This window comes from Dysgonomonas sp. Marseille-Q5470, assembly GCF_951230145.1.
Taxonomy (GTDB): Bacteria; Bacteroidota; Bacteroidia; order Bacteroidales; family Dysgonomonadaceae; genus Dysgonomonas.
Genome location: NZ_CATNVE010000001.1, coordinates 423,344 through 447,775, shown reverse-complemented (window position 1 = coordinate 447,775; position 24,432 = coordinate 423,344). Strand labels below are relative to the sequence as shown.

Sequence of the window (24,432 nt, the reverse complement as noted above, 5' to 3'; positions counted from 1 at the left end):
ACGAGTATGCGTAATTTTATTTATCTAGATCTCTTATATCCTGTCTTTATGTTTATTTTCGGTATTATAATGATATCGAGCCCTCGCTCTTTGATGCGTAAAGCAAAATACGACGAAGAAAGCCTCAAAACCGAGTCGTGGGTAAAGAAACTCGGGATAGGACTGTGTGTATTTGCTGTTGGTTTTGGGATATACATATTCTATAAGTTGAAATATGCTTGACGGATTTGTAGAGTATGGCTACATAGGTCTGTTTTTGGCATCCTTTCTTGCGGCTACTATATTACCTTTCGGTTCCGAAGTCGTTTTTGTAGGTCTTATTGCAGCCGGTCTTAACGGTTGGTCGTGCGTTCTCATCGCTTCTGTGGGAAACTGGTTAGGGGGAATGACTAATTACTATTTAGGACATCTCGGAAAGGTAGAATGGATAGAGAAATACCTGAAAGTAAAGAAAGATAAAATAGATAAAATGCAGCGATGGTTGGAAGGGAAAGGTGCGGCGATGGCATTTTTTAGTTTTCTGCCCGTTGTAGGTGATATTATAGCCCTTGCCTTAGGCTTTATGCGTGCCAATGTTTATATCGTAAATGCAACCATGTTTGCCGGTAAGTTTGTGCGCTATGTACTGATAATGTATGGCGTAAATTGGATTATCTAATTCTATAGATTCCTATTTTTTCATGTTGAATAAAATGCCCCGTTAAGTAAAACAAAATTCCTCTCTATTTCTGTTTATTCTCAAAAATTATCTATTTATATCTATTCTCTTATCATGCTGAGGATGGAAAGATCAATTATTGTAAATTATATGAAGGAGAATATAAAGTGACAGAATAAAGCAACTAAATAAGTGTCACTTTTGTCACCTTTTTATATTTAATATGCATTATATCAGTTTATTATGTATATTTCTGGTTGTCACCTTTTGAAGTAAAATATTGTTGTGCTTCGTTTCATGTGGAACAAAAAATGGAATTTGTTAATTTTTAGGTCTTTATTCTCGCTGTATATCTTATTTCTGTTAAAACTCCAAGATTGTAGAACTGAAAAATCAATATGTTTATATTGCAGAGAGTGATAAAGCAGTAACTTTGTATATTATTAAAAATTAGAGCTTAGAATAAAATAATATGTCGACAATATTGTTTCATGAAATAGTGTTTGGTCCTATACACAGTCGTCGTTTAGGGTCATCTTTGGGTATGAATTTGCTTCCGTACGATGGCAAGTTATGCTCGTTCGATTGTATCTATTGTGAATGTGGGTATAATGAAAATTTCAGGACAAAGACTAAATTGCCTAGTCGTGAAAATGTTAAAGCTGCTCTGGAAGACAAGCTGATGCATTTGCAAAAAGAAGGAACAGCATTGGACGTAATCACTTTTGCCGGAAATGGAGAACCGACGATACATCCTCAATTTGCTGAAATTATTGATGATACAATCGAACTTCGGGACAAGTATTACCCTCAAACTAAAATCAGTGTGCTTTCGAATGCTATGCATGTCGGAAAGGAGAAGGTGTTTAATGCACTCAAGAAGGTAGATAATAATATACTTAAGCTTGACTCGGCATGTATTGATACTGTGCAGTTGATAGATCGTCCTAATTCGCCTGAGTATAGTATAGAAAAGCAAATAGAACTTTTTAAACGTTTCGAAGGCAATTTTATTATGCAAACAATGTTTGTAAGAGGTAGTCATAAGGGTAGGGTAGTGGATAATACAACAGAGAGCGAAGTTTCGGCTTGGTTAGAGGCTGTTAGAGCCACAAAACCCCGCGAGGTTATGATTTACACTATCGACAGAGAAACCCCTGAAAAAAACCTTGAAAAAGTGCCTGTGGAAGATTTAAGAAAGATAGGAGACCGTGTTGAAGGGCTTGGTCTTGGTATTGAAGTTTTGGTTACAGCATAAGTTTGAATTATATAAATAAAAAGATATGGTAACAATCGTTTTTGCTCATCCTTGGCATGGTAGTTTTAATAAAGCAATATTGGATGCAATTATTGACGAATATGATAATAATAATGTGGCTTATGAGGTATTAGATCTCCATAAAGATAACTTTAATCCGGTGTTTACAGAAGATGAATTGTCTGTATATAATAAAGGAAAAGTACTTGATCCATTAATTCTTAGATATCAGCAAGTGATAAAAAAATCTGACAAAATGATATTTATTTTCCCTAATTGGTGGAATACTATGCCTGCTATTTTGAAAGGTTTTTTTGACAAAGTGCTGTTGAAAGATTTTGCTTTTAATTACGAAGGAGGCTTCAATGCTCTTTTGGACATAGAGCAATCCCTTATTATTACTACGTCTGAGCATCCGAGCCCTAACTTTAAAAATACGATCGAAAATGGCCTTATTGGAGATATGCTCAAGCCGGTTGGTATCCGTAACAGTCTTTGGTTGAGCTGTGAAGGAACATCAAAAGGAACTGACGAGATGCGAAAATCCTTTATTGATCGTGTAAGACAGGCGATTAGGTAATGCTTTGTTGGACTTTTATAGGCTACTATTTTTACTTTTGATAGTGGATTCTGACATTTTGATCTAATTATATGTTAAATTAAGTTTTTTTCAGATTTTTTGATTGATACAGTATCTATTTTTATTTTGTAAACAGTGCATTTGTATACCATTTAAACGAAGAAAATATTCTTTAGTAATACTTACACAAAGTGGCTTTTTTTTTAACGCGGTTTAACCTGTGTTAATTCAAAAACCAGCATACATTTGTTGCGTATTTAAACAGTATAGTTTAACACTTTTAATTAAGTATTATTTATGAAAAAGATTATTCTTTCAGGTATCATGGCTATCGCATTAATCGCCTCTACCAGTGTAATGGCTCAAGATGTAAAAACAGCTAATCAAGCAAAAAAAGCCCCTAAAACAGAAGTTAAGGAAGCCAAACAAGCAGCTAAAACTGAAGTGAAAGAAGCTAAAGAAACTGCAAAAACAGAAAAGAAAGCAGCTAAGACAGAAGTGAAAGCAAAAAAGGAAGAAGCTAAAGGTAACGTGAAAGCAGCAAAAGCTGAACTGAAAAAGTAAATAGCTCACTGTGAACCTTTTCACAGTTATCAGAATCTTATTCTGAAAATAAAAGATCGGTACGATTTTCGTGCCGATCTTTTTTATGTGTTTGGTTATAGGTATGCTCTACTTAATACTTTCCAATAGGTTGTTAGCTAATCTGCTTGCTCCTATACGGAAATATTCTTTATTCAGATATTCATCGCCCAGTACTTCTTTTACTATCGTATAGTACTTTACGGCATCTTCTGTTGTGGAAATACCTCCTGAAGCTTTAAATCCGGCTTTATTCCCTGTTTTCTGGTTATATTCTTTAATTGCAGTACACATAACGTATGCTGCCTCGAGAGTAGCACCTTCATATACTTTTCCTGTTGAAGTTTTTATAAAATCAGCACCTGAGTATAATGCGAGGATAGAGGCTTTCATTATATTCTTAGCGCTTTTTAGTGCCCCTGTTTCAAGTATTACCTTTAGCTTTGCTTCACGGCATGCGTTCTTTATTTCGTCTATTTCTTCACAAACGTCTTCGTAGTTTTCTTCTAGGAAGTATCCTAGATTGAGTACAATATCTATTTCATCGGCTCCACTTGCAACAGCAAGTCCTGTTTCTGCTATTTTAACTTCGGTAAATGTTTGAGATGAGGGGAATCCACCTGCTACTGAGGCTATATTTACATTTGCCGTTAAAGCTTCTTTTACTGTTTCTACAAAATTGGGGAAAACGCATATTGCTGCTACATTGTCTACATCGCTTGATCCTTCGAAGTCGTTTACTGTTTCTGTAAAATTCCAGATTTCTTCGCGCGTATCTGTTGCATTCAATGATGTGAGATCTATGCAGGAATATATCCTCTTATATACCTCTTTGGTATTATTCTGATCGAATTTCTTACTGATTATCTCATTCACTTTCTGAGTGATATCAGCATCCTTAATGTCTGTTTTATATTTTTTTAGAGTATCTCTGTATTTATCTACTTCTGCCATTCTATTTCAATTTTTCGTTGTTTATATGCCTGTCTTTATCTCTGTTAGTCTTTTTTTCAATATTCTTTTTTAGGGCGTCTGTGAGATCTATCCCTGTTTGATTTGCGAGGCAGATAAGTACCCACAGTACATCGGCCATTTCGTCACCAAGATCTTTGTTCAGATCAGATTTCTTGAAAGATTGATCTCCGTATGTACGCGCCATGATGCGGGCTAATTCGCCCACTTCTTCGGTGAGGATAGCCATGTTGGTTAGTTCGCTGAAATAGCGTACGCCCACGGTTTTTATCCATTGGTCTACTTCCTGTTGTGCTTCTTTTATTGTCATATTATTCTTTTACTTTCGAGTCGATCCATATAGTAACAGGACCGTCATTTATGAGTTCTACCTTCATATCTGCTCCAAATTCGCCTGTTTGTACCGATTTACCTAGCTTGTTCTCTAAAACGGCACAAAATTCTTCGTACAAAGGTACTGCTATTTCGGGTTTGGCTGCATATATATAGGACGGACGATTTCCTTTTTTAGTGGAAGCATGTAAGGTAAATTGCGATACTACAAGTATTTCGCCATTGATATCTTTTATTGATAAATTCATTACACCTTCCTTATCGTCAAATATCCTGAGGTTTACAGCCTTGTTGCAGAGCCACTCTATGTCGTCTTTACTATCTGAATTTTCTATGCCTACAAGGATAAGAAACCCTTGATTTATTGCTGATTTTATACTGTCGTTGATTGTAACTGATGCTTTACTTACTCTTTGTATTAATATCCTCATGTTTGATAAAATAGAGTCGCATAATTAGATATGGACTTTAAAATTAGAGATTAATTTGCAAATATACCTAAGTTGCTTCATTTATTACTAACACAAGTTGAGGTTAATAATTATTTGTATAATCCACTATATTACTATTGATATACTTTAGCAGCTTCCCACCCGATCATAGATGTCTTGCGGATATGTCCCCAATGATAGTCTCCCAGAGCCCCTGTAGACTGTATTATTCGATGGCAAGGTATGAGGTATGCTACGGGGTTTTGCCCCACAGCATTTCCCACTGCCCGACTAGCTTTAGGGCTCTTTATGAGATTAGCAATATTCTGGTATGACGATAATTGCCCCATCGGGATATTTAGTAAAGCTTGCCACACTTTAAGTTGAAAATCAGAACCTTTGATGTGTAATTTTATTTTATCAAGACTCTCCCAATCCAAATTGAATATCCGTATTGCATTCTTTTGGATTTCGTCTGCTGAATTCTGATAATTTGCTTTAGGAAAAATACTTGTGAGGTTTTTAATTGCTTCTTTATGGTCTTCTGCAAATGACATGTGGCAAATTCCTTTTGGGGTTGAAGCCACAATTATTTTTCCAAATGGACTGAGAGCAAAGCTATAGTTTATAGTAAGATAGCTTCCCTCATTTTTGTATTCGGCAGGGGTCATTCCTTCTATATTTATTAATAGATCATGCAATCTGCTCGTGCCTGATAAGCCAACTTCGAATGCGGTATCGAATAGTGTTGCTTGTGTTTCTCTTAAGATCTGTTTTGCATGTTGTATGCTTATATACTGTAGGAAGCGTTTAGGGCTAACACCTGCCCATTCTTTGAATAATCGCTGAAAATGGAAGGGACTAAGATGGATATGTTCTGAAATCTTATCCAAACTAGGCTGATATTTGTAGTTTTCACTAATATATTCTATTGCCTTTTTGATGCGATTGAAATCTAATGATTCTTGATTAAGCATAGTTTTGGTTTTTTATTCTACAAAGCTACATCGTAGTTTATAATTATAGAATCCATTTCTTGCTGAATTTGTTCGCTTTTAGTCTAATTACTTTTCCTCTATAATAGCAAGAAATGGATTTTAGGCGACTGTATGACAGAATATATTTGTACTGTTTAATTAAATAGAACAAATATGAAAAAGCTAGAAGGAAAGGTAGCCCTTATAACAGGAGCTACAAGCGGTATAGGTAAGGCGACAGCTATCGATTTTATTGAGAACGGAGCAAAAGTAATTTTTACAGGACGCTATCAAGATACAGTAGATAAAACAATGGCTGAATTAGGAAATCAGGCTATAGGTTTCGTTTCGGATAGTGGGAATATGTCTGACTTATTGGCTATTAATGAAAAGATCAAGTCGATTTCACCTCGGATAGATATCCTGTATGTAAATGCAGGTTTTGGGAAATATGCGCCTATTGAGGCAGTCACAGAAGAACATTTCGATGACATGTTTAATGTGTTGGTTAAAGGAACTTTGTTTACGGTACAACAAGTATTACCATTGATGGGAGAGGGGAGTTCCATAATATTGAATTCTTCGAACGTGACAAAGATGGGAATGCAGAATTCTTCTGTTTATTCTGCTGCCAAATCGGCGATTTTATCCTTTGTGAAGACATTTGCGGCAGAATTATCTTCGAGGAATATTCGTGTAAATGCAGTAAGTCCCGGGCCGGTAAGTACAAATTATTTCGATCGATCTAATCTTTCTAAAAATCAGATAGATAGTATTGTAGAATATGTGTTACCTCAAGTTGCACTAAAGAGGTTTGCGCAGCCTTCTGAAATTGCTAAAGTGGTAACATTCCTTGCCCCTGATGATGCTTCTTTCATACAGGGAGCAGAAATATCTGTCGATGGCGGTTTTCCGGAGGTTAGGATATAATCTATATATGATTAGGGGTGTCTTAAAAGTAGACACCTCCCAATCTTTTGTTCCAAAAAATTAAATGTTATCCCATTCTACTTACTCGTTATGTATTTCTTTTTCAATATTTTCCATTTCCTTGTGAAGAGATTTTAATCTCATCCCAAGGTATATTCTGAAGAAACCATAAGAGATGAACGAAATACTAATGAGCGCTACTATAAATCCTGATGTTAGAACAGGACTCATTATGAAAATAAATGACAGAATCACACCCAAAACAGCTAATGTTAGCAACCATCCCCAGCCTTTAGCTCCATTTCTTTGTAATTCTACGGCTCCTCCTATTCCCCAGATAGACTGGAACATTACCCAGAATCCAACAAAATATGAGAGTACAATTGCTATTACTGCAGGGGACATTGATATAAGAATGATACCGAATAATAAGTCTATAATACCACTTACTAAAGTCCATCCCCAGCCCTTGAGTGTATTTCTATTTGACACAGCAAATATTATTTCGAAAACACCACTAACAAAGAAAGTTACGGAAAATACAATTGATAATGCTGTAATTGTAGTCCACGGTGATGTTAAGCACCAAATTCCCAGCATTATAGCTAGTAGTCCGATTAACAATGAAACCCACCAGTATTTGACGGCTTGTTTTACAGAATAAAATAAATCATTTCTCATGTGTACGTTATTTTTAATTAGTTTATGTGTTATAATATTATAACGTCTACGAACTTATTTAGTTTCGAGAAAGTTAAATGTGATGAATGATTATACGCTATTTTAGAGCGAATCTTTTTAGGTATAATTTACTTTATTCTTTCTTAAAAGTGTAAAGTTTTATTGTACAGTTATTTAGGCTTATGACTCTTTTTCTTCGGTAAAATATTTCTCAATTAATGTAGCTTTGTGTTTACCGACTACTTTTTCGATTTCCTCGTTAGACGCTGATTTTATTCTTTTTACACTTTTGAATTCTTTCAGTAGAAGCCGTTTAGTCTCTTCACCAATGCCTTTGATATTATCTAATTCAGATTTTACCTGCCCTTTGCTCCTTTGGTTTCGGTGAAATGTAATGCCAAATCTATGTGCTTCATCTCTAAGGTGTTGTATAATCTTTAAAGATTCACTGTTTTTGTCTAGATAGAGTGGGATAGAGTCTTCCGGGTAGTAGATCTCTTCAAGCCTTTTTGCTATCCCGACAATGGCTACTTTGCCATAAATACCAAGTTCTTTTAACGATTCACAAGCTGCACTTAGCTGACCTTTGCCTCCGTCGATAACAATAAGCTGGGGTAGAGGACTTCCTTCTTCTATAAGTCTGTGGTATCTGCGATATACAACTTCTCGCATTGTTGAAAAATCGTCAGGCCCAACTACTGTTTTAACATTGAAGTGGCGATAGTCTTTTTTTGAAGGTTTTCCCATTTTGAAGACTACACATGCCGACACGGGGTTGGTTCCCTGTATGTTAGAGTTGTCGAAACATTCAATGTGTGATGGCAAGTCTTTGAGGTTCAGGTCTTTTTGCATTTCTTTCAGAATGCGAGTACCCCTTTGTTCCGGATTTAAGCTTTCTGCTCTTTTTAATTTGTCTAGTTTGTATTGCCTTACGTTCTGAGTTGAAAGAAGCAATAGTTTTTTCTTATCGCCTCGTTGAGGAATATTAATTTCTACACCATCTAATTTCAGGTCGGGAAGAAATGGAACAACAATTTCTTTCGCTGTAGAGCCAAATCTTTTTCTTACCTCAATAATTCCCAAAGCAAGCAATTCTTCTTTTTCTTCTTCTATCCGTTTTCTATATTCGAATGTATATGCCTGTATAACAGCACCATTATACACATTCAAATAATTGATATATCCTGCATCTGCATCTTCGTCATAACTGAATACATCAATGTTATATTTGATTGAACTTACTACGGTTGATTTATTTTTGAAATTCTCAATTAATATAAATTTTTCTTTCAGTTTATTTGCCTCTTCAAATTCTTGCTTCTCGGCTAGCGCCTGCATTTCTGAATAGATAGATTCGCTTACAAGATTGGTATTCCCTTTTAAGATTTCCTGAATAGCATTTACATTTTTAATATATTCTTCAGAATTCTGTAAACCAACGCAAGGACCTTTACATCTTTTTATATGATACTCTAGACAGACTTTATATTTTCCTTCTGCAATTTTCTCCGGCGTAAGATTTAATGAGCATGTACGAATAGGATACAATTTGTGAATCAACTCCAGGAGAGTCTTTACACTCAGCACATTAGAGTATGGACCAAAATATTTAGAGCCATCTTTTAATATTTTTCTCGTTATTTCTATTCTAGGAAAATATTCATTCCTAATAACGATAGACGGATATGATTTGTCATCTTTCAGCATTACGTTGTATCGTGGCTGAAATTCTTTGATCAGGCTATTCTCCAGTAGGAGAGTGTCTTCTTCCGATTCAACAATGATATATTTGATATCTTTTATCTTGCTGACCAGTATTCTTGTCTTTGGACTGTCCTCATGGTTTTTTGTAAAATATGAAGAAACCCGTTTTTTTAGATTTTTTGCTTTTCCTACATATATGATTACTCCCTTGTCGTCATAATATTGATAACAACCAGGCTTCTGGGGAATATTTCTAATGATATTTTTCAAATAATCATTAATCATCTTGCTCTTTTCTTTACTTATTGTATTTTACGTGAAATTATTAATTTGTTTTCTATACTACAAATGAATATCTATTTATAATCAAAAAGAAAGGGAAGAATTCTTTTTTCTCCCCTCCTCCTAAATTTTTTGTAGAATTTAAATCTCGTAATGAATCAAAGAATTAATATCAATCTCTGCAGGGAATAGCTTTCTACCTTCTAGTGCATCCAGCTCAATGATAAAGTTGACATATATTTTTTTTACACCCATGTCCTTTACTAATTTGTATGCAGCATACATTGTGCCTCCTGTAGCCAATAGGTCATCATGGATCAACACCACGTCGTCTTTTGATAGAGAGTCTTTGTGTATTTGAATTTTATCTACTCCATATTCTTTTTCATATTCCTGTTCGAATACTTCTGCAGGTAATTTTCCGGGTTTTCGAATTGGGACGAAGCCGGCTCCAAGTTCTAAGGCCATAATTGGCCCCATGATAAAACCTCTCGATTCTATACCAACAACTTTTGTTATTCCTTTATTCTTGTATTCGTCTAAAAGAACTTCTGTAAGATTTGATAGAGATTCTTTTGTTTTAAATAATGGAGTGACGTCCTTGAATTGAATTCCGGGTATCGGGAAGTCGGGTATGTTTCTTACCGTTTCTCGGAGGGTTAAAAGCTTTTCTTCCTTTTCTTTTTTGTCCATTTTTTTGTTTAGTATTAGTCGTGTTTCACGTGGAACAATTTTTATTTTAGCATACGTTCCACGTGAAACATCTTCATTTATCTGCCTAGTAGCACAAGAAGAATAGATATGTCGTTGGGTGAAACGCCGGGGATTCTGCTTGCTTGAGCAATTGTTTCTGGGTTTATTTTTGATAATTTTTGTCGTGCTTCTGTTGATAGGGAAGAGATATTTTCGTAGTCAAACTTGTCTTTGATTCGAATGTTTTCCAGTCGTGTTATCTTTTCTGCTATCGTTTGTTCACGTTTTATATAGCCATCATATTTGATTATGATCTCCGCTGCTTCGATTATTTCTTCCTTTCTGTTCGGGATTTTGTCAAGTTCTGCTTTGAAGGCAGGGATGTATTCTGCGATACTTTTTATTGTAATTTGTGGCCGTGTGATTACATCTTTTAGCTTCATGCCTTGCTTAAGAGGGTTGGTTCCCAGGTTGGATAATCCTTCGTTGATGTATTCCGGTTTCAGGGAGTAATTAGCCACGAAGTTTATTATCTTTTGAACCTCTTCTTTTTTCTCATTTAATAGAGCAATTCTTTCTTGTTTTGCCAGACCTATGTTGTATCCTTTTTCTGTTAGACGTACATCAGCATCGTCTTGACGAAGAAGAATTCTATACTCTGCCCTTGATGTAAACATCCTATAAGGTTCGTCTACGCCTTTTGTTACAAGGTCGTCTATCAGTACACCTATATATGCTTCATCTCTTTTTAAGACAAATTCGTTTCCGCCATGGGTGTTGATATGTGCATTTATTCCGGCTATTAATCCTTGTCCTCCCGCTTCTTCGTAACCTGTAGTTCCGTTGATTTGACCGGCAAAAAACAAGTTCTTAACGAGTTTTGTTTCCAATGTATGTTTTAATTGAGTAGGGTCGAAGAAATCGTATTCTATTGCATATCCGGGTCTATATATGTGTATATTTCTGAATGCCGGTATTTTCTGTAAAGCCTCAATTTGAGTATGGAGTGGGAGAGAAGATGAGAACCCATTTAAGTAGTATTCTTGTGTGCTTTCTCCTTCCGGTTCGAGAAATAGTTGATGAGATGTTTTCTCTTCGAAAGTAACTATCTTTGTTTCTATACTTGGGCAGTAACGTGGTCCGATACTTTTTATCTGCCCGTTGTATAGTGGAGAATCATCCAATCCATCGCGTAATGTCGAATGGGTATCATCGTTTGTATATGTTATCCAGCAGCTAAGTTGTTTCAGTGTGCGTGGCGCATAGTCAAGGTATGAAAACTTGTGGAAGTCATCATCTCCTTTTTGCTCTTCCATCAGACTAAAGTCAACGCTTCTTCCGTCTATACGGGCTGGGGTTCCTGTTTTCATCCTGTCGGTGGTGAACCCAAAATCCCTCAATTGTTCGGTGATTCCGAATGAAGCGGGTTCAGAAACACGTCCTCCTCCGAGCTGTGTTTTGCCAATATGCATTAACCCATTCAAGAACGTTCCGTTGGTAAGAACTACCGCTTTGGCCGAGAATTCCACACCCATCGCCGTTTTTACTCCTGTTATTGTTTTGTCTTGAATAATGAGTGAAGTGACAGTGTCTTGCCAAATAAAAAGATTATCGGTGTTTTCAATAATCTCTCTCCACTTCATAATAAATCTGGCTCTGTCACTCTGAGCTCTCGGGCTCCACATTGCCGGCCCTTTCGATTTATTAAGCATGCGAAACTGTATTGCTGTCTTGTCTGTAACGATGCCCATTTGCCCTCCAAGCGCATCGATCTCTCGAACGATTTGTCCTTTTGCTATTCCCCCTACTGCAGGGTTACAGCTCATTTGGGCAATCTTATTCATGTCCATTGTTATGAGCAAAGTCTTCGAGCCCATATTGGCTGCCGCTGCGGCTGCTTCGCAGCCTGCATGACCTGCCCCAACGACAATTATATCATATTTGAAATTCATCTTATTTAAAAGGGGATAATAATTATTTGCACTGCAAAGTTAGCACTTTTTGTTTTCTTTTTTATGTGCTAGTTTACAGTACAATATAAATTAACAATATTCTTTATGCTTTGTTGGAATTTTCTATTGCTAATTTTATTTTTTCGGCATCTGATAGCAATATCGAATACTCTTCATTGAAGTTGTCGAAGACGGGAGATTGGTATTGCATTTCTCCTGTATATCGACTCCTGAAAGAACCGTGGAACTCTTTCAATCCTGTAGCCTTTGCAAGATCTACAATGTTATTTTCTGTAATTCCTCCACCCGGCATAATGATGATACGGTTGTTTGCTTTTTCTATTAATTGCCTTAAAATATCTTTTCCTTCAGGGGCTGTTTTCATTCCACCGGAGGTAAGTATTCTATCGCATCCAAGTTTGATAATATCTTCGAGAGATTTATTCAAATCAGAGCATCTGTCGAATGCTCGATGGAAAGTAGTACTCATGCCATATTGGTGAGCAATCTCAACCAGTTCTTTATTTCTTACTTTGTCTATTGTTCCATCAGTATTCAAGATGCCAAAAACAACTCCGTCACATTTCGCTTGTCCACAATGATGGATGTCTCTTTTCATCATTTCAAACTCGAGATCATTATATAAAAAATCACCTCCGCGTGGACGTATAATTACATTCACCTGTATATTCAAATTTTTCCGTGTGAATTCTATTTGCGAAAGGGCAGGGGTTGTCCCTCCTTCTTCGAGATTATCACATAATTCTACCCGAACAGCTCCTCCTTTTTGAGCTTCGATTGCTGATTGTGCTGAATTTGCACAAACTTCGGCTACTATATTCATCGTAACTTTCTTATTATTAATTGATTATTCTATTTTTTGTTTTTGAAGTTCCAAATATAAAGAATAATTTATTATTTAAACAAATATTCAGATGCTTTGGTTATGTGATGCTTAATTGTCTTAATTATTATAATTTTTTGATTTTATAATTGTAATTACAATATAATCAGAATGTTAGTTTTGTTTCTTGTGTGGCGATATCGAAAATATGATAACAATGAAAATGAAATATTAACTTTGCTGACTTTCGCACTGAAAATATAATGAGTAAATCAAAAGGAATTGCATTAGCGTTGATATCATCCGGAACCTTCGGGCTTATAGCATTTTTCTCTATTCCCTTATTGAAATCAGGGATGCATATTCCTTCTATATTGTTTTATCGTAGTTTGTTGGCGGCAGCTTTTCTGGGTATTGTATGTCTTATTCGGAAAAGAAACTTTAGAATCTCTCCTAAATTGGCTACTCAGCTGTTATTCTTGGGGTTGCTTTATACGATGACATCGATGGGTTTAATTTACTCTTATAATTTTATCTCCAGCGGAGTCGCTACTACTATCCATTTCCTTTACCCTGTGGTAGTTGCGTGCATGATGATCATATTTTATAAAGAGAAATTATCTCGTAACTTGTTGTTTGCAGCCGTCTTGGCTTTAGTTGGAGTTGCTTTGTTGTGTTGGAGCGATACAGGATTTATTAATAACAAGGGGCTTTTGTCTGTATTAATGACTGTTTTTACATACTCTGCTTATATTGTCAGCTTAAACAGAAATAGTATAAAAAGCCTTGATCCGGAGGTGTTTACTTTTTATGTAATGCTTTTTGGAGCATTTATTTTCTCTGTGTTTTCATATTCTACCACAGGTATAGAAATAGTTCCGAATGCCATGTCGTGGTTTAATCTGATAGGATTGGCCTTATTTGCGACCGTTCTTTCGGGATTGGCTTTGGTTTCGGCTGTTAAGTATGCCGGATCTACCATTACCTCCATACTCGGATCGATGGAGCCTGTAGTGGCTACTTTAGTTGGCATATTACATTTTGGAGAACCATTCGGGTGGAATAGTTTCTTCGGGCTCGCTCTTGTAATAGGTGCTGTTACATTGGTAATAGTTACAAGCAAGGAAAAATCCTTAGAAGATTGATAATAAAAGGGCGTCTATTGCTTTTACTATCTCGCTGCGTGATCCCGTAAATTTATTTACCATAATTGTAAATGCATACTTTTCGTCTCCGTTTATGTAATAACCCGCAAAGCATTGCACTCCTCCAATACTCCCGCTTTTCATCGAAATTTTCCCTTCCAGCTGTGTGCCTTTCAATCGATTTCTTACTGTACCGTCTTTTCCTCCTTTTGGCAGGGATTCTAAGAAGGTATCGGCGTATTTACTTTTTGTCTGCATATAAACGAGAAGGTCACACATAAAGTTGGGGCTTACAGCATTAGCCGGAGATAATCCGCTTCCATCGTACATTATTAGTGCCTCTGTATCTAATCCTTTGCTTTTCCACAGATCGTTTACTCCTTCTATCCCTGCATCGAGAGCCGAATAATAAATATCTTTGTTTTTATCTCGTCCTATTGTGCGTATGAGGTGTTCGGCATAATGGTTGTTACTTCTTACATTGGTATCCTTTATAATGTCTTTCATAGGGAATGAGAGGTGTGTATAGAATACCTTTTCATCGAAATATTTCTTTTCTTTCTGATGCTTCTGCCTAAAATATTTTTCATAGGTATTACTCAGCGTACCTACTTCATATTTGTTTTCCTGCAATAATTTCCTTATTGTCTGGCCTAAATAAAGCCCCGGATTCGGGATATCTCCCTTTATGCTGAATGATGCCTTTCCTGCGGGGATATCTCCTGTTAGAAGCCTTTTATTTGACATGGGAGACCCATGTATGTATCCGTTATCTGCATCATTATTATTCAGCTTGAGTCTATTTTGGAAATCGATGTTTATTTCCGGTTCAGTTTTTACAATCAGGGGGCAGGTATCCTCATTTAGCGTATTGAAGTAAAGTTTATATGTATTGTCGAAGATACTTATTCCGTATGATCCTGAAGCATAGTAATTTCCGATATCCTGATATGTCCATTGCTCCGAAATACCGTCATATCCAAAATAATCATCTATAATGGTGATATCGATTTTGTCGTTGGAATGAAAGTTTTCTTTTATTTTGTCTAACCACAGAGAAAGAAATATGGAAGGAGTATTATCCAAAAATTCTGTTCCTAAGGTGGGATCTCCGTATCCATGAATAAGCAAACCATTTTTATTGTTTTTATCCTTTGCCAATGTTGTTTTATATCTATAGTCAGGTCCGAATACTTCGAGTGCGCTGGCCGTAGTTACGACTTTGAGTATCGATGCCGGAGTATAAGCTTTATCCGGATCGTTTGATATTATTTCTTTTCCCGAGAAATCTTTTACGCAAATTCCAACAGAGGCGTGTTTTAAACCTTTGTTATTTAAAAATTGTTGTAGGCTTTGTTCTCTTGTTTGGGCTGACAAAGTGTAATGCGCTAGAACAAAGAATATTAATAAATACTGGATTTTCAAATTCTTCATGAGCAAAATGCTGAAATTAAATTAGAAAAATAAATATCTTTGTAAAGATATATAAATAAAATAATTAAGAAGCTAAACAGATTATGAACCAGCCTTTTGAAAAACCTTTTACATTCGACAGGACCATCCGTATGCTCATTAGTGTTATTGCAATAGGAGGAGCTTTATATTTTCTGTATATTTTGAAGGATGTTTTGCTACCCTTTCTTATTGCATGGCTATTGGCGTATATGCTAAATCCCTTGGTTCGATTCTATCAAAAAAGATTGAGGTTGGCTCACTCTTTGGCTGTTGTTCTAACGCTTCTTTCCGTTGCCGGATTTATTACTCTATTGGGCTTTATATTAGTTCCGCTTATAGAGAATGAAATATGGCAAATAAATGGTCTTATCGCTACTTATGATTTGTCTTCTATCAGCCATGATGGTATTCCTATGAGTATTGCAGATATATTTTCGCGTTATGTAGATTTTAAAGAAATACAAGATAGTTTATCCAGAGACAATCTGATAGAAATTGTTCAATATCTGAGTCCTGCTGTTGAAGCGATATTCTCCAATACTATTTCTTTCTTAGTTGGTCTTACTGTCGTTTTTATCGTCCTTTTGTATTTAATATTTATTCTTCTCGATTATGATAAAATAAACGAATTGTGGAGATACCTCATTCCTCCCAAATATCGTCCTGTCGTAAATCGTATTACTTTGGATGTGGAGACCAGCATGAATAAATACTTCAGACATCAGGCTTTTATCTGTGTGATTCTTGCTATTCTGTATGCTACGGGATTTCAGCTTATCGGATTACCGTTGGCTATTATGTTCGGTATTATTGTAGGACTTGTGCACATGATTCCATATTTGCAGGTTATCACCTTCCCTCCGGCAATATTGCTTTGCTGGTTGCGAGCTTCACAGACAAACGATAGCTTTTGGATGATGCTCGGGCTAGTCGCACTTATATATATTATTGTTCAGTGTATCATGGATTTATTTCTTGTGCCTCGCATAATGGGTAAGGCGATGGGGCTCAATCCTGCGATCATTCTTCTTTCCCTTTCGGTGTGGGGGTCATTGCTCGGCATCGTGGGAATGATTATCGCAATACCTCTTACAACTTTACTTTTGTCATACTATAAAGAATTTATAGCTTCCGCCGAAAGGATACAGGCAGAAGAGAATGCAAAGCACAATATCCCTACCAATGAAACTTGATAGGTGCGGATTTTTTTGTACTTTTATGCTCCAATTTGAAAAATATAAAAGAAACTAACTATAATGCAATTAACAGCGAAATTGATTCAAGTGATGCCTGTACAAACGGGTATGGGTAAAAACGGAGAGTGGAGAAAACAGAGTATAATACTGGAGACAGACGGAATGTACCCTAAAAAAGTATGTGTTACATTGTGGGGTGACAAAATTAACGAGTCTGTTTTACAGGTTGGTAATATTCTTGATGTATCGTTCGATATAGAAAGCCGTGAGTATAACGGCAACTGGTATACAGATTTACGTGCATGGAAGGTTGATCCGGCAGGAGCAGCAGCTCCCGAAGGTCCCCAGGCGGGATACGGTGCCGCACCCCAACAATCGGCTCCTTCTACACCTGTAGATTTTAGCAGTGGTGGCGATGGTGACGACCTGCCATTCTAAGTAGAAATATAGAATGTATATAATTTAAGTGTGTAAAAGCTTGTTATCCATTTTGGATAAGGCTTTTACACATTTTTTTGTGTATAAAAGTCATATTTTATTCTTATCTTATTTTTTTTAATGGTCTTTAAATTAATAGAATAGCAAAATAGAACTGTGCTAAAAAGTCATATGACGAGATTTAACTATCTTTTACATATTTATTCTTTATATCTTCGTTAGTATAAAACGTTAAAGAACTTGCTTATGAAACACAAACAAACTTCTCTACGATGGATAACCCTGTATCTCCTATTGTTTATAATTATGTCTGCCTGTAGCTCCGATCATGAAGTGTACGGTGATGAGCCGAAAACTGTAGAACCCCTGACTGTAGTTGAAGCAAAAGGCTTGTATGAGCAATATATTGGAAATACGGCTCGGCTTAAAAGTCAAAGAGAGAATGGAGAAGAAATAATACTATCTCCGGAGTGGGATTCAGGGTTATTATTCAGTGACAGTACATGGTCGGTGGTTGAATTTTCTTTTGATGGTAAGGGGCGTAAAACAATCTACTTTATGACAGAGGAAACAATGGAATCTGTAATAGACAAAGATGATATAAGTGCTGTCAGGAATGTATTACGGCTAGTAGTTATGCGTAATCATGTAACAGGAGAAAACTATATATTTAATATGGTCGTTATTCCTGAATTGAATTATATGAAAAAGAGAGGGGATTTTGATGAATGTAGATATTTGCAGGGTTTATATGACCTCGATGGAACGGTATTATATTTTAATGCTGATGGGGATTTTGTAAATGGATGGATATACCGTAATGGAAGAATAGTAGAAAGTATATTACAAGGACGTGATTTTTCTGGACAGAAAACAAAATCTTCTACATGCTATACATATGTAAGAGCGACTTCGGATGGTGGTTATGAAGTGGAGATTGTTTGTGGCAGAAAACCCATAGACAATGAGACAGTTGAAGATGATATGGGAGGTGGAGGTCTTGGGCCTGTAGACATTGGAAACCCCAGTGTAGGTCCTATAAATACAGGTGGAGGAGGCTCTTCGGGAACAGGCACGAGCACTAGTGGTAAAAACCCCGAAAAACGTACAGACTGTACCGATAAAGCTTCTCAAAACTCACAAAAAGCACAGGGTGCCTTAGGTAATATAGCGGTTAAATCGCAAATAGAATCGTTGCGTATAAACGCCAAGACTAACAGTGCGACCGAATATGGGGTAGGTATCAGTTACGACCCCGGATTTGGGACTTACAGTATTACCGGAGGAAAGGTATGGCAGGGTACGCCGGGAACGAATAATACCGGTATAGGGGCTTCTCGGTATACCGTGTTTACAGCTCATACCCATTATACAGGCCTGAATGCCGCGCCATCCTGCGGGGATGTCATTGCCACTGTCGGATTTTATAAGAGTGCGAGAGAGCAGGGAGGCAGCTATAAGGGAACAGTGACCTTTGCTGCTGATGGTAAGGAATATATGATTTATGTAAACGACCCTTCCGCACTAGAGAGGTTTTATAATGGATTTACAAACAATGACTTCTATGAGCGAGGGGGTAAAAATGGAGATGAGTTTAAAAATGAGTCAGAATGGGCAAAAGCGTATAAAGTGGCAAAAGAGTATATGGAAGATAAAGGTTATTCCCAAAATGACGCGCAATCATACGCTTTGTCCCATATTCTTGACCAATACAATACAGGACTGAAAATATCATCCCGCCAAGGTGCCATAGGTGAATTTAAGGAACAGAAAACCGATACGCAAGGTACCGGAAAGAATACAAAGTACACTCCTAAAATATGTCCATAATTATGAAAAAGATTTTATTATTTATACTGTTATTAACGGCTACATTGTATGCAGACGCGCAGTGTACCCAGCCTTATAAGGCGTTTAATCAGTTTGCCAACGATACTACGGCATTTCTGCGTTATAATTTTAAGACGCGAGCCGATTGTTATAAAGGAAAAAAGGTGGCAGATGTACTGAAAGATTTGCAGCTAACACCAAAGATGTTTATATCTGAGCCTTCCACACGAGTAAATAAATATGCAGGTATTTGTATATATGTTAGTAATACCACTATGTTAGATATTCTTCAGTATCCAGGGCGTAAAACCCAGAGCATATATATATATTGGCCTGATTTAATGGATGATACTGAAAAAACAAAATTGCGCAGAACCTATGATAATGGAGGAGCATGGATTCAGCAATACTATGATTTCTTTAAGAACATGATTGTGGGTGAGGTGAAATATTAATAGATAAGTGCGACAGGGCTTCGGCTCTGTCTATATCTCCATAATTATGAAAAAGCAAATAATATTTCTAATCACTTTCATAATTTCTTTCTCCAGTTTCAGCCAGAAAGTTTCTAGATTAAGTAATGATTTTAAAATATTGGAAGGTACATGGGTCGCTACATCCGGTAATAAATCGTATGAAATAGCATTTGTAAAAGGGACAATTTATGAAAAGGATATGAAAATAACTTTGGAATCAATTTTTGGTTCAATAAAGTATCTTGAAAATAATAAGGTAATAAAAACCACAGATATAAATAGCTTGGAATCTATCCAATTACAAGTATTTCATAAAGACGAGGGTCTGAAATTTGAAGTTCGTTATAACGAAACCGATGATAATAAAGTAATTCATGGGAAGACCTATTTTGATGTAAGCACTGATGGGAAAACGGCACATTGGTATATGTTAAGGAAGATTTCAGGATTGAACTCCACGAAGGATAATTTTGACATACCTAAAGAATTGATCTTTATCAGGAAGCCACTAACCAAAAGCCAAATTGGAGAACAGGCTATGCCACATTTTGAATTTCCTGAAAAATAAGAGTTTGATTTATAAAGAAATAAGAGAACGACCTATTCGCAATTTCAAACCTTTTACATTGCATGATACCATTAATATCTAAAATAATACCTTGATTTATAAGCGGGCTATAAACTATAATCCTCAAACAGACTACGGTATGGATGTTGATATACCTTATATATATTTTTCCGTATGGAAACAGAGTATGGGATAAGGCTTATTTAGAATAATATAGTATTTTTAGTCTTAAAAAAGGTTTGCTAATTCTTTGTCTGTCAAAAAATAAATCATATCTTTGCACCTCGTTTATAAACAATTAAATAATTACTATGTATTTAGATTCAGCTAAAAAGCAAGAACTCTTCGCAAAGTACGGAAAGTCTAACACTGATACTGGCTCACCAGAGGCTCAGATAGCATTGTTTTCATACCGTATTTCGCATTTGACTGAACACTTGAAGTCAAATAAGAAGGACTATAACACAGAAAGATCACTTAAACGCCTTGTAGGTAAACGTCGTCGTTTACTTGATTATCTTACTGCAAATGATATTGAAAGATATCGTGCGATAATCAAAGAACTAGGTATCAGAAAGTAATTCTTTCCAGCGAAATTTTAAAGAGATTGTTTCATCCGATTCAATCTCTTTTTATTTTTGTGTGCTCTGGACGAATTTTCTCTATTATTTTGATGAAAAAATATCTAATATTGTAATACGTTCTGTAATCGGTATAAAAAGTAACACCTAAAATAAGGGACAAAAAGTGTCACTTTTGCCACCTTTTGGGGAATAAAGTTCGAACAGCATAAATTATTTAATTGAAATGGATAAGCTTACGATTATAAAAGTTGGAGGTAAGATTGTAGAAGAAGAACAATCTTTACGTCAGTTATTGAAAGATTTTTCTCTGATAGAAGGTTACAAAGTACTTGTGCATGGGGGAGGGCGTTCTGCTACCAAACTAGCAGAGAAACTAGGTATAGAGAGCCGCATGGTAAATGGAAGGCGTGTAACTGATCGAGATACATTAGAGATTGTAACAATGGTATACGGAGGCCTTGTAAATAAAAATATTGTTGCCGGGCTGCAAGCTCTAGGAGTAAATGCCTTAGGCCTTACCGGTGCTGATATGAACATCATACGATCGGAAAAACGACCGGTGAAAGAGGTTGATTATGGCTTTGTCGGTGATGTGAAAGAGGTAAATGCTGAAACATTGTCTTCGCTTATCCAACAAGGAATAGTGCCTATTCTTGCCCCGCTGACTCACGATAAAGAAGGAAATATACTAAATACCAATGCTGATACTATAGCCGGAGAAACAGCGAAGGCTTTAGCTCTTAAGTTTGATGTAACCCTTATTTATTGCTTCGAAAAGAAGGGTGTACTCATGAATGAAAATGATGATGAGAGTGTGATTCGTGACATAAATAAAGCTACGTTTGAGCAATTGGTTAAAGATGGAATTGTACAAGGAGGAATGATCCCCAAATTAGAAAATGCCTTTCAGGCGATAGAAAAAGGAGTGAAAGAAGTGATTATTACAAGTGCATCCGAATTTGGAGAAAATACGGGTACACGAATTTGCTAATGCATCAGCTGTATTCATTCTAAAACCAAAACTAAAGGGACTTTTATTTGATTACTCTAGTAGAATATAGTAAAAAAAAGTATATTTGTTTTGATCTTATTCAATTTACAAACTTAATTAATTAACTTATGAAAATGATCGTTAGAACGACCTTGATTGTGGCTGCAATTTTGCTTACTATCGGAGTAAATGCTCAAGACAAACCTTTGACTTTTGGAGTAAAGGCCGGAATGAATATTTCTAACTTTAGCGGAGACTTTCAAGATACAAAAGCAAAGATTGGATTTAATGCCGGGGTAACATTGGACTTCGCTTTAACTAACGATCTTTATTTACTTACCGGCTTGGAGTTTACATCAAAAGGTGCAAAAGTAAATGAGGATACTAATCTAAAAATGAACTTGTCTTATCTACAATTGCCTGTTCATGCGGGATATAGACTAACTGTAGCAAACGGCACGCGTATTGTTTTTCATGCAGGACCATATATAGCTTATGCTGCAGATGGTAAATGGAAAGTGAAAGGAGTAGAAGATGGTGTAGGGGTTTTTGGTGATGAAGCAGAAGCGGCAGGTCTAAAGATGAAAAGATTTGATTTCGGATTAGGTTTTGGCGTTGGTGCTGAGTTTGGTAAGTTTAATGCGGGAGTTAATTGTGATTTCGGTTTAGTAAATATTGCTGATTTTGGAATGATTGATCTTGAAGATTTGGGTAAATTGGATGCTAGCAGCGTATCAGTGAAAAATATGAATGTGGGTATTTCTCTTGGATACAAGTTTTAATAAACTATACCCATTATATACACAAATAAGCCCGATTTTATCGGGCTTATTCTTTTTATTTCAATAGATATTCTTTAAACTCTTCAAATGTTTTTCCCATACTGATGCTTTTCTTTTCACCTTTCATAAAGGCTTGCAATTTTTCCGGTATGGCAACCGATTTCTCGATAATGGCTTCTACCGTTTCCAGAAATTTTGCAGGATGAGCCGTTTCTAAAAAAACGCCCGTTTCGTCTGCTGCAAGTGAGTCCTCTAGTGCTGAATATCCACATGCCCCATGGGGATCAAGTAGATAGCCTGTTTTTTCGTATGTATCTTTCACCACTTTCCTGATTGTATCATCATCATACCATTCTCCGGTAATTTCTTTTTTTATCTTGTTCCAAGAATGTTCGTAAAGATCAAGTACACGTACAAAGTTACTGGGATCACCTACATCCATTGCATTTGCTATAGTCTGTACAGATGGGCGAGGATTGTATTTTCCTGTTTGTAGATATTCATAGAAAATATCATTACTGTTATTTGCTGCAATAAATCGCCTTACAGGCAATCCCATGCGTTTGGCTATAAGTCCTGCCGTAATATTGCCAAAATTGCCGCTAGGGACGCAAAAAACGATATCCTCGGCCTTTTCTTGCTTCTTCAGCTGAGCGTAAGCATTAAAGTAATAAAACGCTTGCGGAAGGAAGCGAGCGACATTGATCGAATTAGCAGACGTGAGATTTAGCTTTTTATTTAGTTCATCGTCTAAAAAAGCTGTTTTAACCAGAGCCTGACAGTCATCGAAAGTGCCATCTATCTCAATGGCTGTTATGTTTTGTCCCAGTGTGGTAAACTGACATTCTTGTATCGCACTTACTTTTCCTTTGGGATACAGTACATATACATGTATTCCGTCAACGTCTAAAAATCCGTTTGCAACCGCACTACCCGTATCTCCCGATGTGGCAACAAGGACTTTTACATCCTTTTGACCTTGTTTTTTGATAAAATATCCTAGCAGGCGAGCCATAAATCGACCTCCTACATCTTTGAAAGCGAGGGTAGGGCCATGAAATAGCTCGAGGCTGTATATATTATCATTTACATGTACAACTGGCGTATCGAAGCTTAGCGTGTCATATACTATTTCTTTCAACGTTTCGGACTCTATATCTTCGCCAAAAAACGCATCGGCTACGGTATACGCTATTTCCTGAAAGCTCATATTGCCAATATTATCGTAAAAAGATTGTGGCAATATCTTTATTTTTTCAGGCATATAGAGCCCTTTATCGGGGGCCAAACCTTTTACTACCGCTTCCTGTAAACTGACATCAGGAGCAAGTTTATTTGTACTATAATATTTCATATTCATCAGGTTAATGAAAGGCGAAAGTAATAAAATGAAAGGAAAGAATCAATTAAAAGATTTTTTTATTTGTAAAAGGACTATAAATAGGTTAATTTGTATTGATAAAAAAAGCTGTGGCTAATCACTGCTTCTTCTTATTCTTTCTTTATCTATTTTCTTAAAAGGGTTAGTATAGAATAGCTCGAACCTGTCTTATAACGCACGTCCCTTAAATACATTCGAATCTTCTTCGTGATAAAGGCTTCCGCGGAAACTTATTCTATTACTGTTGAAATTAGGGGTTACTACCGCATCACATTTATTGTCTCCTTTATATATTCTGATGAAGACATTCGCTGACACTCCTATGCCCTGCACCATCATGCTGAATGTAACAACTCCTTTCTTATCGGTTTCCATCTTTACGCTCGAAACCCTTCCATCTACAGTAATTCCACCTATTCCGTTTGGACCTGCATACGGTGAGTTGAATGCCATTTGGATAGTTGCTTTGTCTCCATTCATGGATATGAAATTGGTATTAGGTGTTACATAGGCAAAATTTCCATGTTTAAAGTCAATTCTGTCTGCCTCTAATACAAACTTCCTCTCATTTAAAGCCTGGATTGCTTTTTCCCCCCAATAAGCTCTTTCACTGTCTGCTGCTGCCTTTTGTGCAGGATCCTGCTGTGTTTTACACCCTGTGAAAAACAACATGCTTGTAACTAAGATAAATACAATTTTTCTCATAGCA

Annotated in this window: 27 protein-coding genes; 15 read left to right on the top strand and 12 right to left on the bottom strand. The window is 36.3% G+C overall.

Annotation, left to right across the window (positions count from 1 at the left end):
* Positions 1-6: 6 nt before the first annotated feature.
* The 5 genes from QOX35_RS02000 to QOX35_RS01980 all read left to right on the top strand — a co-directional run bounded on the left by QOX35_RS02000 (position 7) and on the right by QOX35_RS01980 (position 3,060).
* Positions 7-222, top strand: a complete 216-nt coding sequence (locus QOX35_RS02000; protein WP_135105345.1) for a hypothetical protein — start codon at positions 7-9, stop codon at positions 220-222.
* The gene (locus QOX35_RS01995) at positions 215-658 is read left to right on the top strand and encodes a YqaA family protein (RefSeq protein WP_135105346.1); all 444 of its coding nucleotides are present in this window, start codon (positions 215-217) and stop codon (positions 656-658) included. The genes QOX35_RS02000 and QOX35_RS01995 overlap by 8 nt, the downstream gene beginning before the upstream one ends.
* Positions 659-1,130: 472 nt before the next feature.
* On the top strand, positions 1,131-1,916 hold the full coding sequence (locus QOX35_RS01990) for a radical SAM protein (RefSeq protein WP_283685571.1): 786 nt from the start codon (positions 1,131-1,133) through the stop codon (positions 1,914-1,916).
* Positions 1,917-1,941: 25 nt separating this feature from the next.
* Positions 1,942-2,496: an NAD(P)H-dependent oxidoreductase gene (locus QOX35_RS01985; protein WP_283685570.1), complete on the top strand. Its 555-nt coding sequence runs from the start codon at positions 1,942-1,944 to the stop codon at positions 2,494-2,496.
* Between the two features lie 297 nt (positions 2,497-2,793).
* A complete protein-coding gene (locus QOX35_RS01980; protein WP_006841609.1) occupies positions 2,794-3,060 on the top strand; it encodes a hypothetical protein in 267 nt (88 codons plus the stop codon).
* Between the two features lie 108 nt (positions 3,061-3,168).
* Here the strand turns inward: QOX35_RS01980 and deoC are convergent, their stop codons facing one another.
* From deoC to QOX35_RS01960, 4 genes are all read right to left on the bottom strand, one after another.
* A complete protein-coding gene (deoC, locus tag QOX35_RS01975; RefSeq protein ID WP_283685569.1) occupies positions 3,169-4,032 on the bottom strand; it encodes a deoxyribose-phosphate aldolase in 864 nt (287 codons plus the stop codon).
* A gap of 1 nt (position 4,033) precedes the next feature.
* A complete protein-coding gene (locus QOX35_RS01970) occupies positions 4,034-4,360 on the bottom strand; it encodes a nucleotide pyrophosphohydrolase (RefSeq protein WP_006841611.1) in 327 nt (108 codons plus the stop codon).
* A 1-nt stretch (position 4,361) separates the two neighbouring features.
* The gene (gene dtd, locus QOX35_RS01965) at positions 4,362-4,814 is read right to left on the bottom strand and encodes a D-aminoacyl-tRNA deacylase (protein WP_283685568.1); all 453 of its coding nucleotides are present in this window, start codon (positions 4,812-4,814) and stop codon (positions 4,362-4,364) included.
* A 134-nt stretch (positions 4,815-4,948) separates the two neighbouring features.
* Positions 4,949-5,791 carry a methylated-DNA--[protein]-cysteine S-methyltransferase gene (locus QOX35_RS01960; protein WP_283685567.1) on the bottom strand — a complete coding sequence of 281 codons (843 nt, stop codon included), beginning with the start codon at positions 5,789-5,791 and terminating at the stop codon, positions 4,949-4,951.
* A gap of 174 nt (positions 5,792-5,965) precedes the next feature.
* Here QOX35_RS01960 and QOX35_RS01955 point away from each other — a divergent pair, with 174 nt between their 5' ends.
* Positions 5,966-6,721 carry an SDR family oxidoreductase gene (locus QOX35_RS01955; protein WP_283685566.1) on the top strand — a complete coding sequence of 252 codons (756 nt, stop codon included), beginning with the start codon at positions 5,966-5,968 and terminating at the stop codon, positions 6,719-6,721.
* Between the two features lie 81 nt (positions 6,722-6,802).
* On the opposite strand, the gene QOX35_RS01950 is transcribed toward QOX35_RS01955, so the two are convergent.
* The 5 genes from QOX35_RS01950 to QOX35_RS01930 form a co-directional block, all read right to left on the bottom strand.
* Positions 6,803-7,402, bottom strand: a complete 600-nt coding sequence (locus tag QOX35_RS01950; RefSeq protein ID WP_283685565.1) for an HdeD family acid-resistance protein — start codon at positions 7,400-7,402, stop codon at positions 6,803-6,805.
* A gap of 180 nt (positions 7,403-7,582) precedes the next feature.
* Complete coding sequence (gene uvrC, locus QOX35_RS01945; RefSeq protein ID WP_283685564.1) at positions 7,583-9,391, bottom strand: excinuclease ABC subunit UvrC; 1,809 nt, start codon at positions 9,389-9,391, stop codon at positions 7,583-7,585.
* 138 nt (positions 9,392-9,529) lie between these two features.
* Entirely contained in the window at positions 9,530-10,081 is a 552-nt protein-coding gene (locus QOX35_RS01940; protein WP_135105355.1) for an adenine phosphoribosyltransferase, read from the bottom strand.
* 77 nt (positions 10,082-10,158) lie between these two features.
* Positions 10,159-12,033 carry a tRNA uridine-5-carboxymethylaminomethyl(34) synthesis enzyme MnmG gene (gene mnmG, locus QOX35_RS01935; protein ID WP_283685563.1) on the bottom strand — a complete coding sequence of 625 codons (1,875 nt, stop codon included), beginning with the start codon at positions 12,031-12,033 and terminating at the stop codon, positions 10,159-10,161.
* Between the two features lie 103 nt (positions 12,034-12,136).
* Entirely contained in the window at positions 12,137-12,877 is a 741-nt protein-coding gene (locus tag QOX35_RS01930) for a copper homeostasis protein CutC (protein WP_283685562.1), read from the bottom strand.
* A 263-nt stretch (positions 12,878-13,140) separates the two neighbouring features.
* Between QOX35_RS01930 and QOX35_RS01925 the strand changes: the two genes are divergently transcribed.
* Positions 13,141-14,022, top strand: a complete 882-nt coding sequence (locus tag QOX35_RS01925; RefSeq protein ID WP_283685561.1) for a DMT family transporter — start codon at positions 13,141-13,143, stop codon at positions 14,020-14,022.
* On the opposite strand, the gene dacB is transcribed toward QOX35_RS01925, so the two are convergent.
* Positions 14,011-15,456: a D-alanyl-D-alanine carboxypeptidase/D-alanyl-D-alanine endopeptidase gene (gene dacB / locus QOX35_RS01920; RefSeq protein WP_283685560.1), complete on the bottom strand. Its 1,446-nt coding sequence runs from the start codon at positions 15,454-15,456 to the stop codon at positions 14,011-14,013. The two genes, QOX35_RS01925 and dacB, sit on opposite strands and share 12 nt — an antisense overlap.
* Positions 15,457-15,539: 83 nt before the next feature.
* Here dacB and QOX35_RS01915 point away from each other — a divergent pair, with 83 nt between their 5' ends.
* From QOX35_RS01915 to QOX35_RS01880, 8 genes are all read left to right on the top strand, one after another.
* Positions 15,540-16,670 carry an AI-2E family transporter gene (locus QOX35_RS01915; RefSeq protein ID WP_135105360.1) on the top strand — a complete coding sequence of 377 codons (1,131 nt, stop codon included), beginning with the start codon at positions 15,540-15,542 and terminating at the stop codon, positions 16,668-16,670.
* Between the two features lie 63 nt (positions 16,671-16,733).
* Positions 16,734-17,111 carry a DUF3127 domain-containing protein gene (locus QOX35_RS01910; protein ID WP_283685559.1) on the top strand — a complete coding sequence of 126 codons (378 nt, stop codon included), beginning with the start codon at positions 16,734-16,736 and terminating at the stop codon, positions 17,109-17,111.
* A 246-nt stretch (positions 17,112-17,357) separates the two neighbouring features.
* On the top strand, positions 17,358-18,941 hold the full coding sequence (locus QOX35_RS01905) for a hypothetical protein (protein ID WP_283685558.1): 1,584 nt from the start codon (positions 17,358-17,360) through the stop codon (positions 18,939-18,941).
* 2 nt (positions 18,942-18,943) lie between these two features.
* A complete protein-coding gene (locus tag QOX35_RS01900) occupies positions 18,944-19,396 on the top strand; it encodes a hypothetical protein (protein ID WP_283685557.1) in 453 nt (150 codons plus the stop codon).
* Positions 19,397-19,442: 46 nt separating this feature from the next.
* A complete protein-coding gene (locus tag QOX35_RS01895) occupies positions 19,443-19,985 on the top strand; it encodes a DUF6705 family protein (protein WP_283685556.1) in 543 nt (180 codons plus the stop codon).
* 311 nt (positions 19,986-20,296) lie between these two features.
* Entirely contained in the window at positions 20,297-20,566 is a 270-nt protein-coding gene (gene rpsO, locus QOX35_RS01890) for a 30S ribosomal protein S15 (RefSeq protein WP_006841625.1), read from the top strand.
* Positions 20,567-20,792: 226 nt separating this feature from the next.
* Complete coding sequence (gene argB / locus QOX35_RS01885) at positions 20,793-21,560, top strand: acetylglutamate kinase (protein ID WP_283685555.1); 768 nt, start codon at positions 20,793-20,795, stop codon at positions 21,558-21,560.
* Between the two features lie 128 nt (positions 21,561-21,688).
* Positions 21,689-22,342: a porin family protein gene (locus QOX35_RS01880; RefSeq protein WP_283685554.1), complete on the top strand. Its 654-nt coding sequence runs from the start codon at positions 21,689-21,691 to the stop codon at positions 22,340-22,342.
* Positions 22,343-22,397: 55 nt separating this feature from the next.
* Here the strand turns inward: QOX35_RS01880 and thrC are convergent, their stop codons facing one another.
* Positions 22,398-23,696, bottom strand: coding sequence for a threonine synthase (gene thrC / locus QOX35_RS01875; RefSeq protein ID WP_283685553.1), 1,299 nt, complete (start codon positions 23,694-23,696; stop codon positions 22,398-22,400).
* A 195-nt stretch (positions 23,697-23,891) separates the two neighbouring features.
* A complete protein-coding gene (locus QOX35_RS01870) occupies positions 23,892-24,428 on the bottom strand; it encodes a DUF4251 domain-containing protein (protein WP_283685552.1) in 537 nt (178 codons plus the stop codon).
* Between the last annotated feature and the right edge of the window lie 4 nt (positions 24,429-24,432).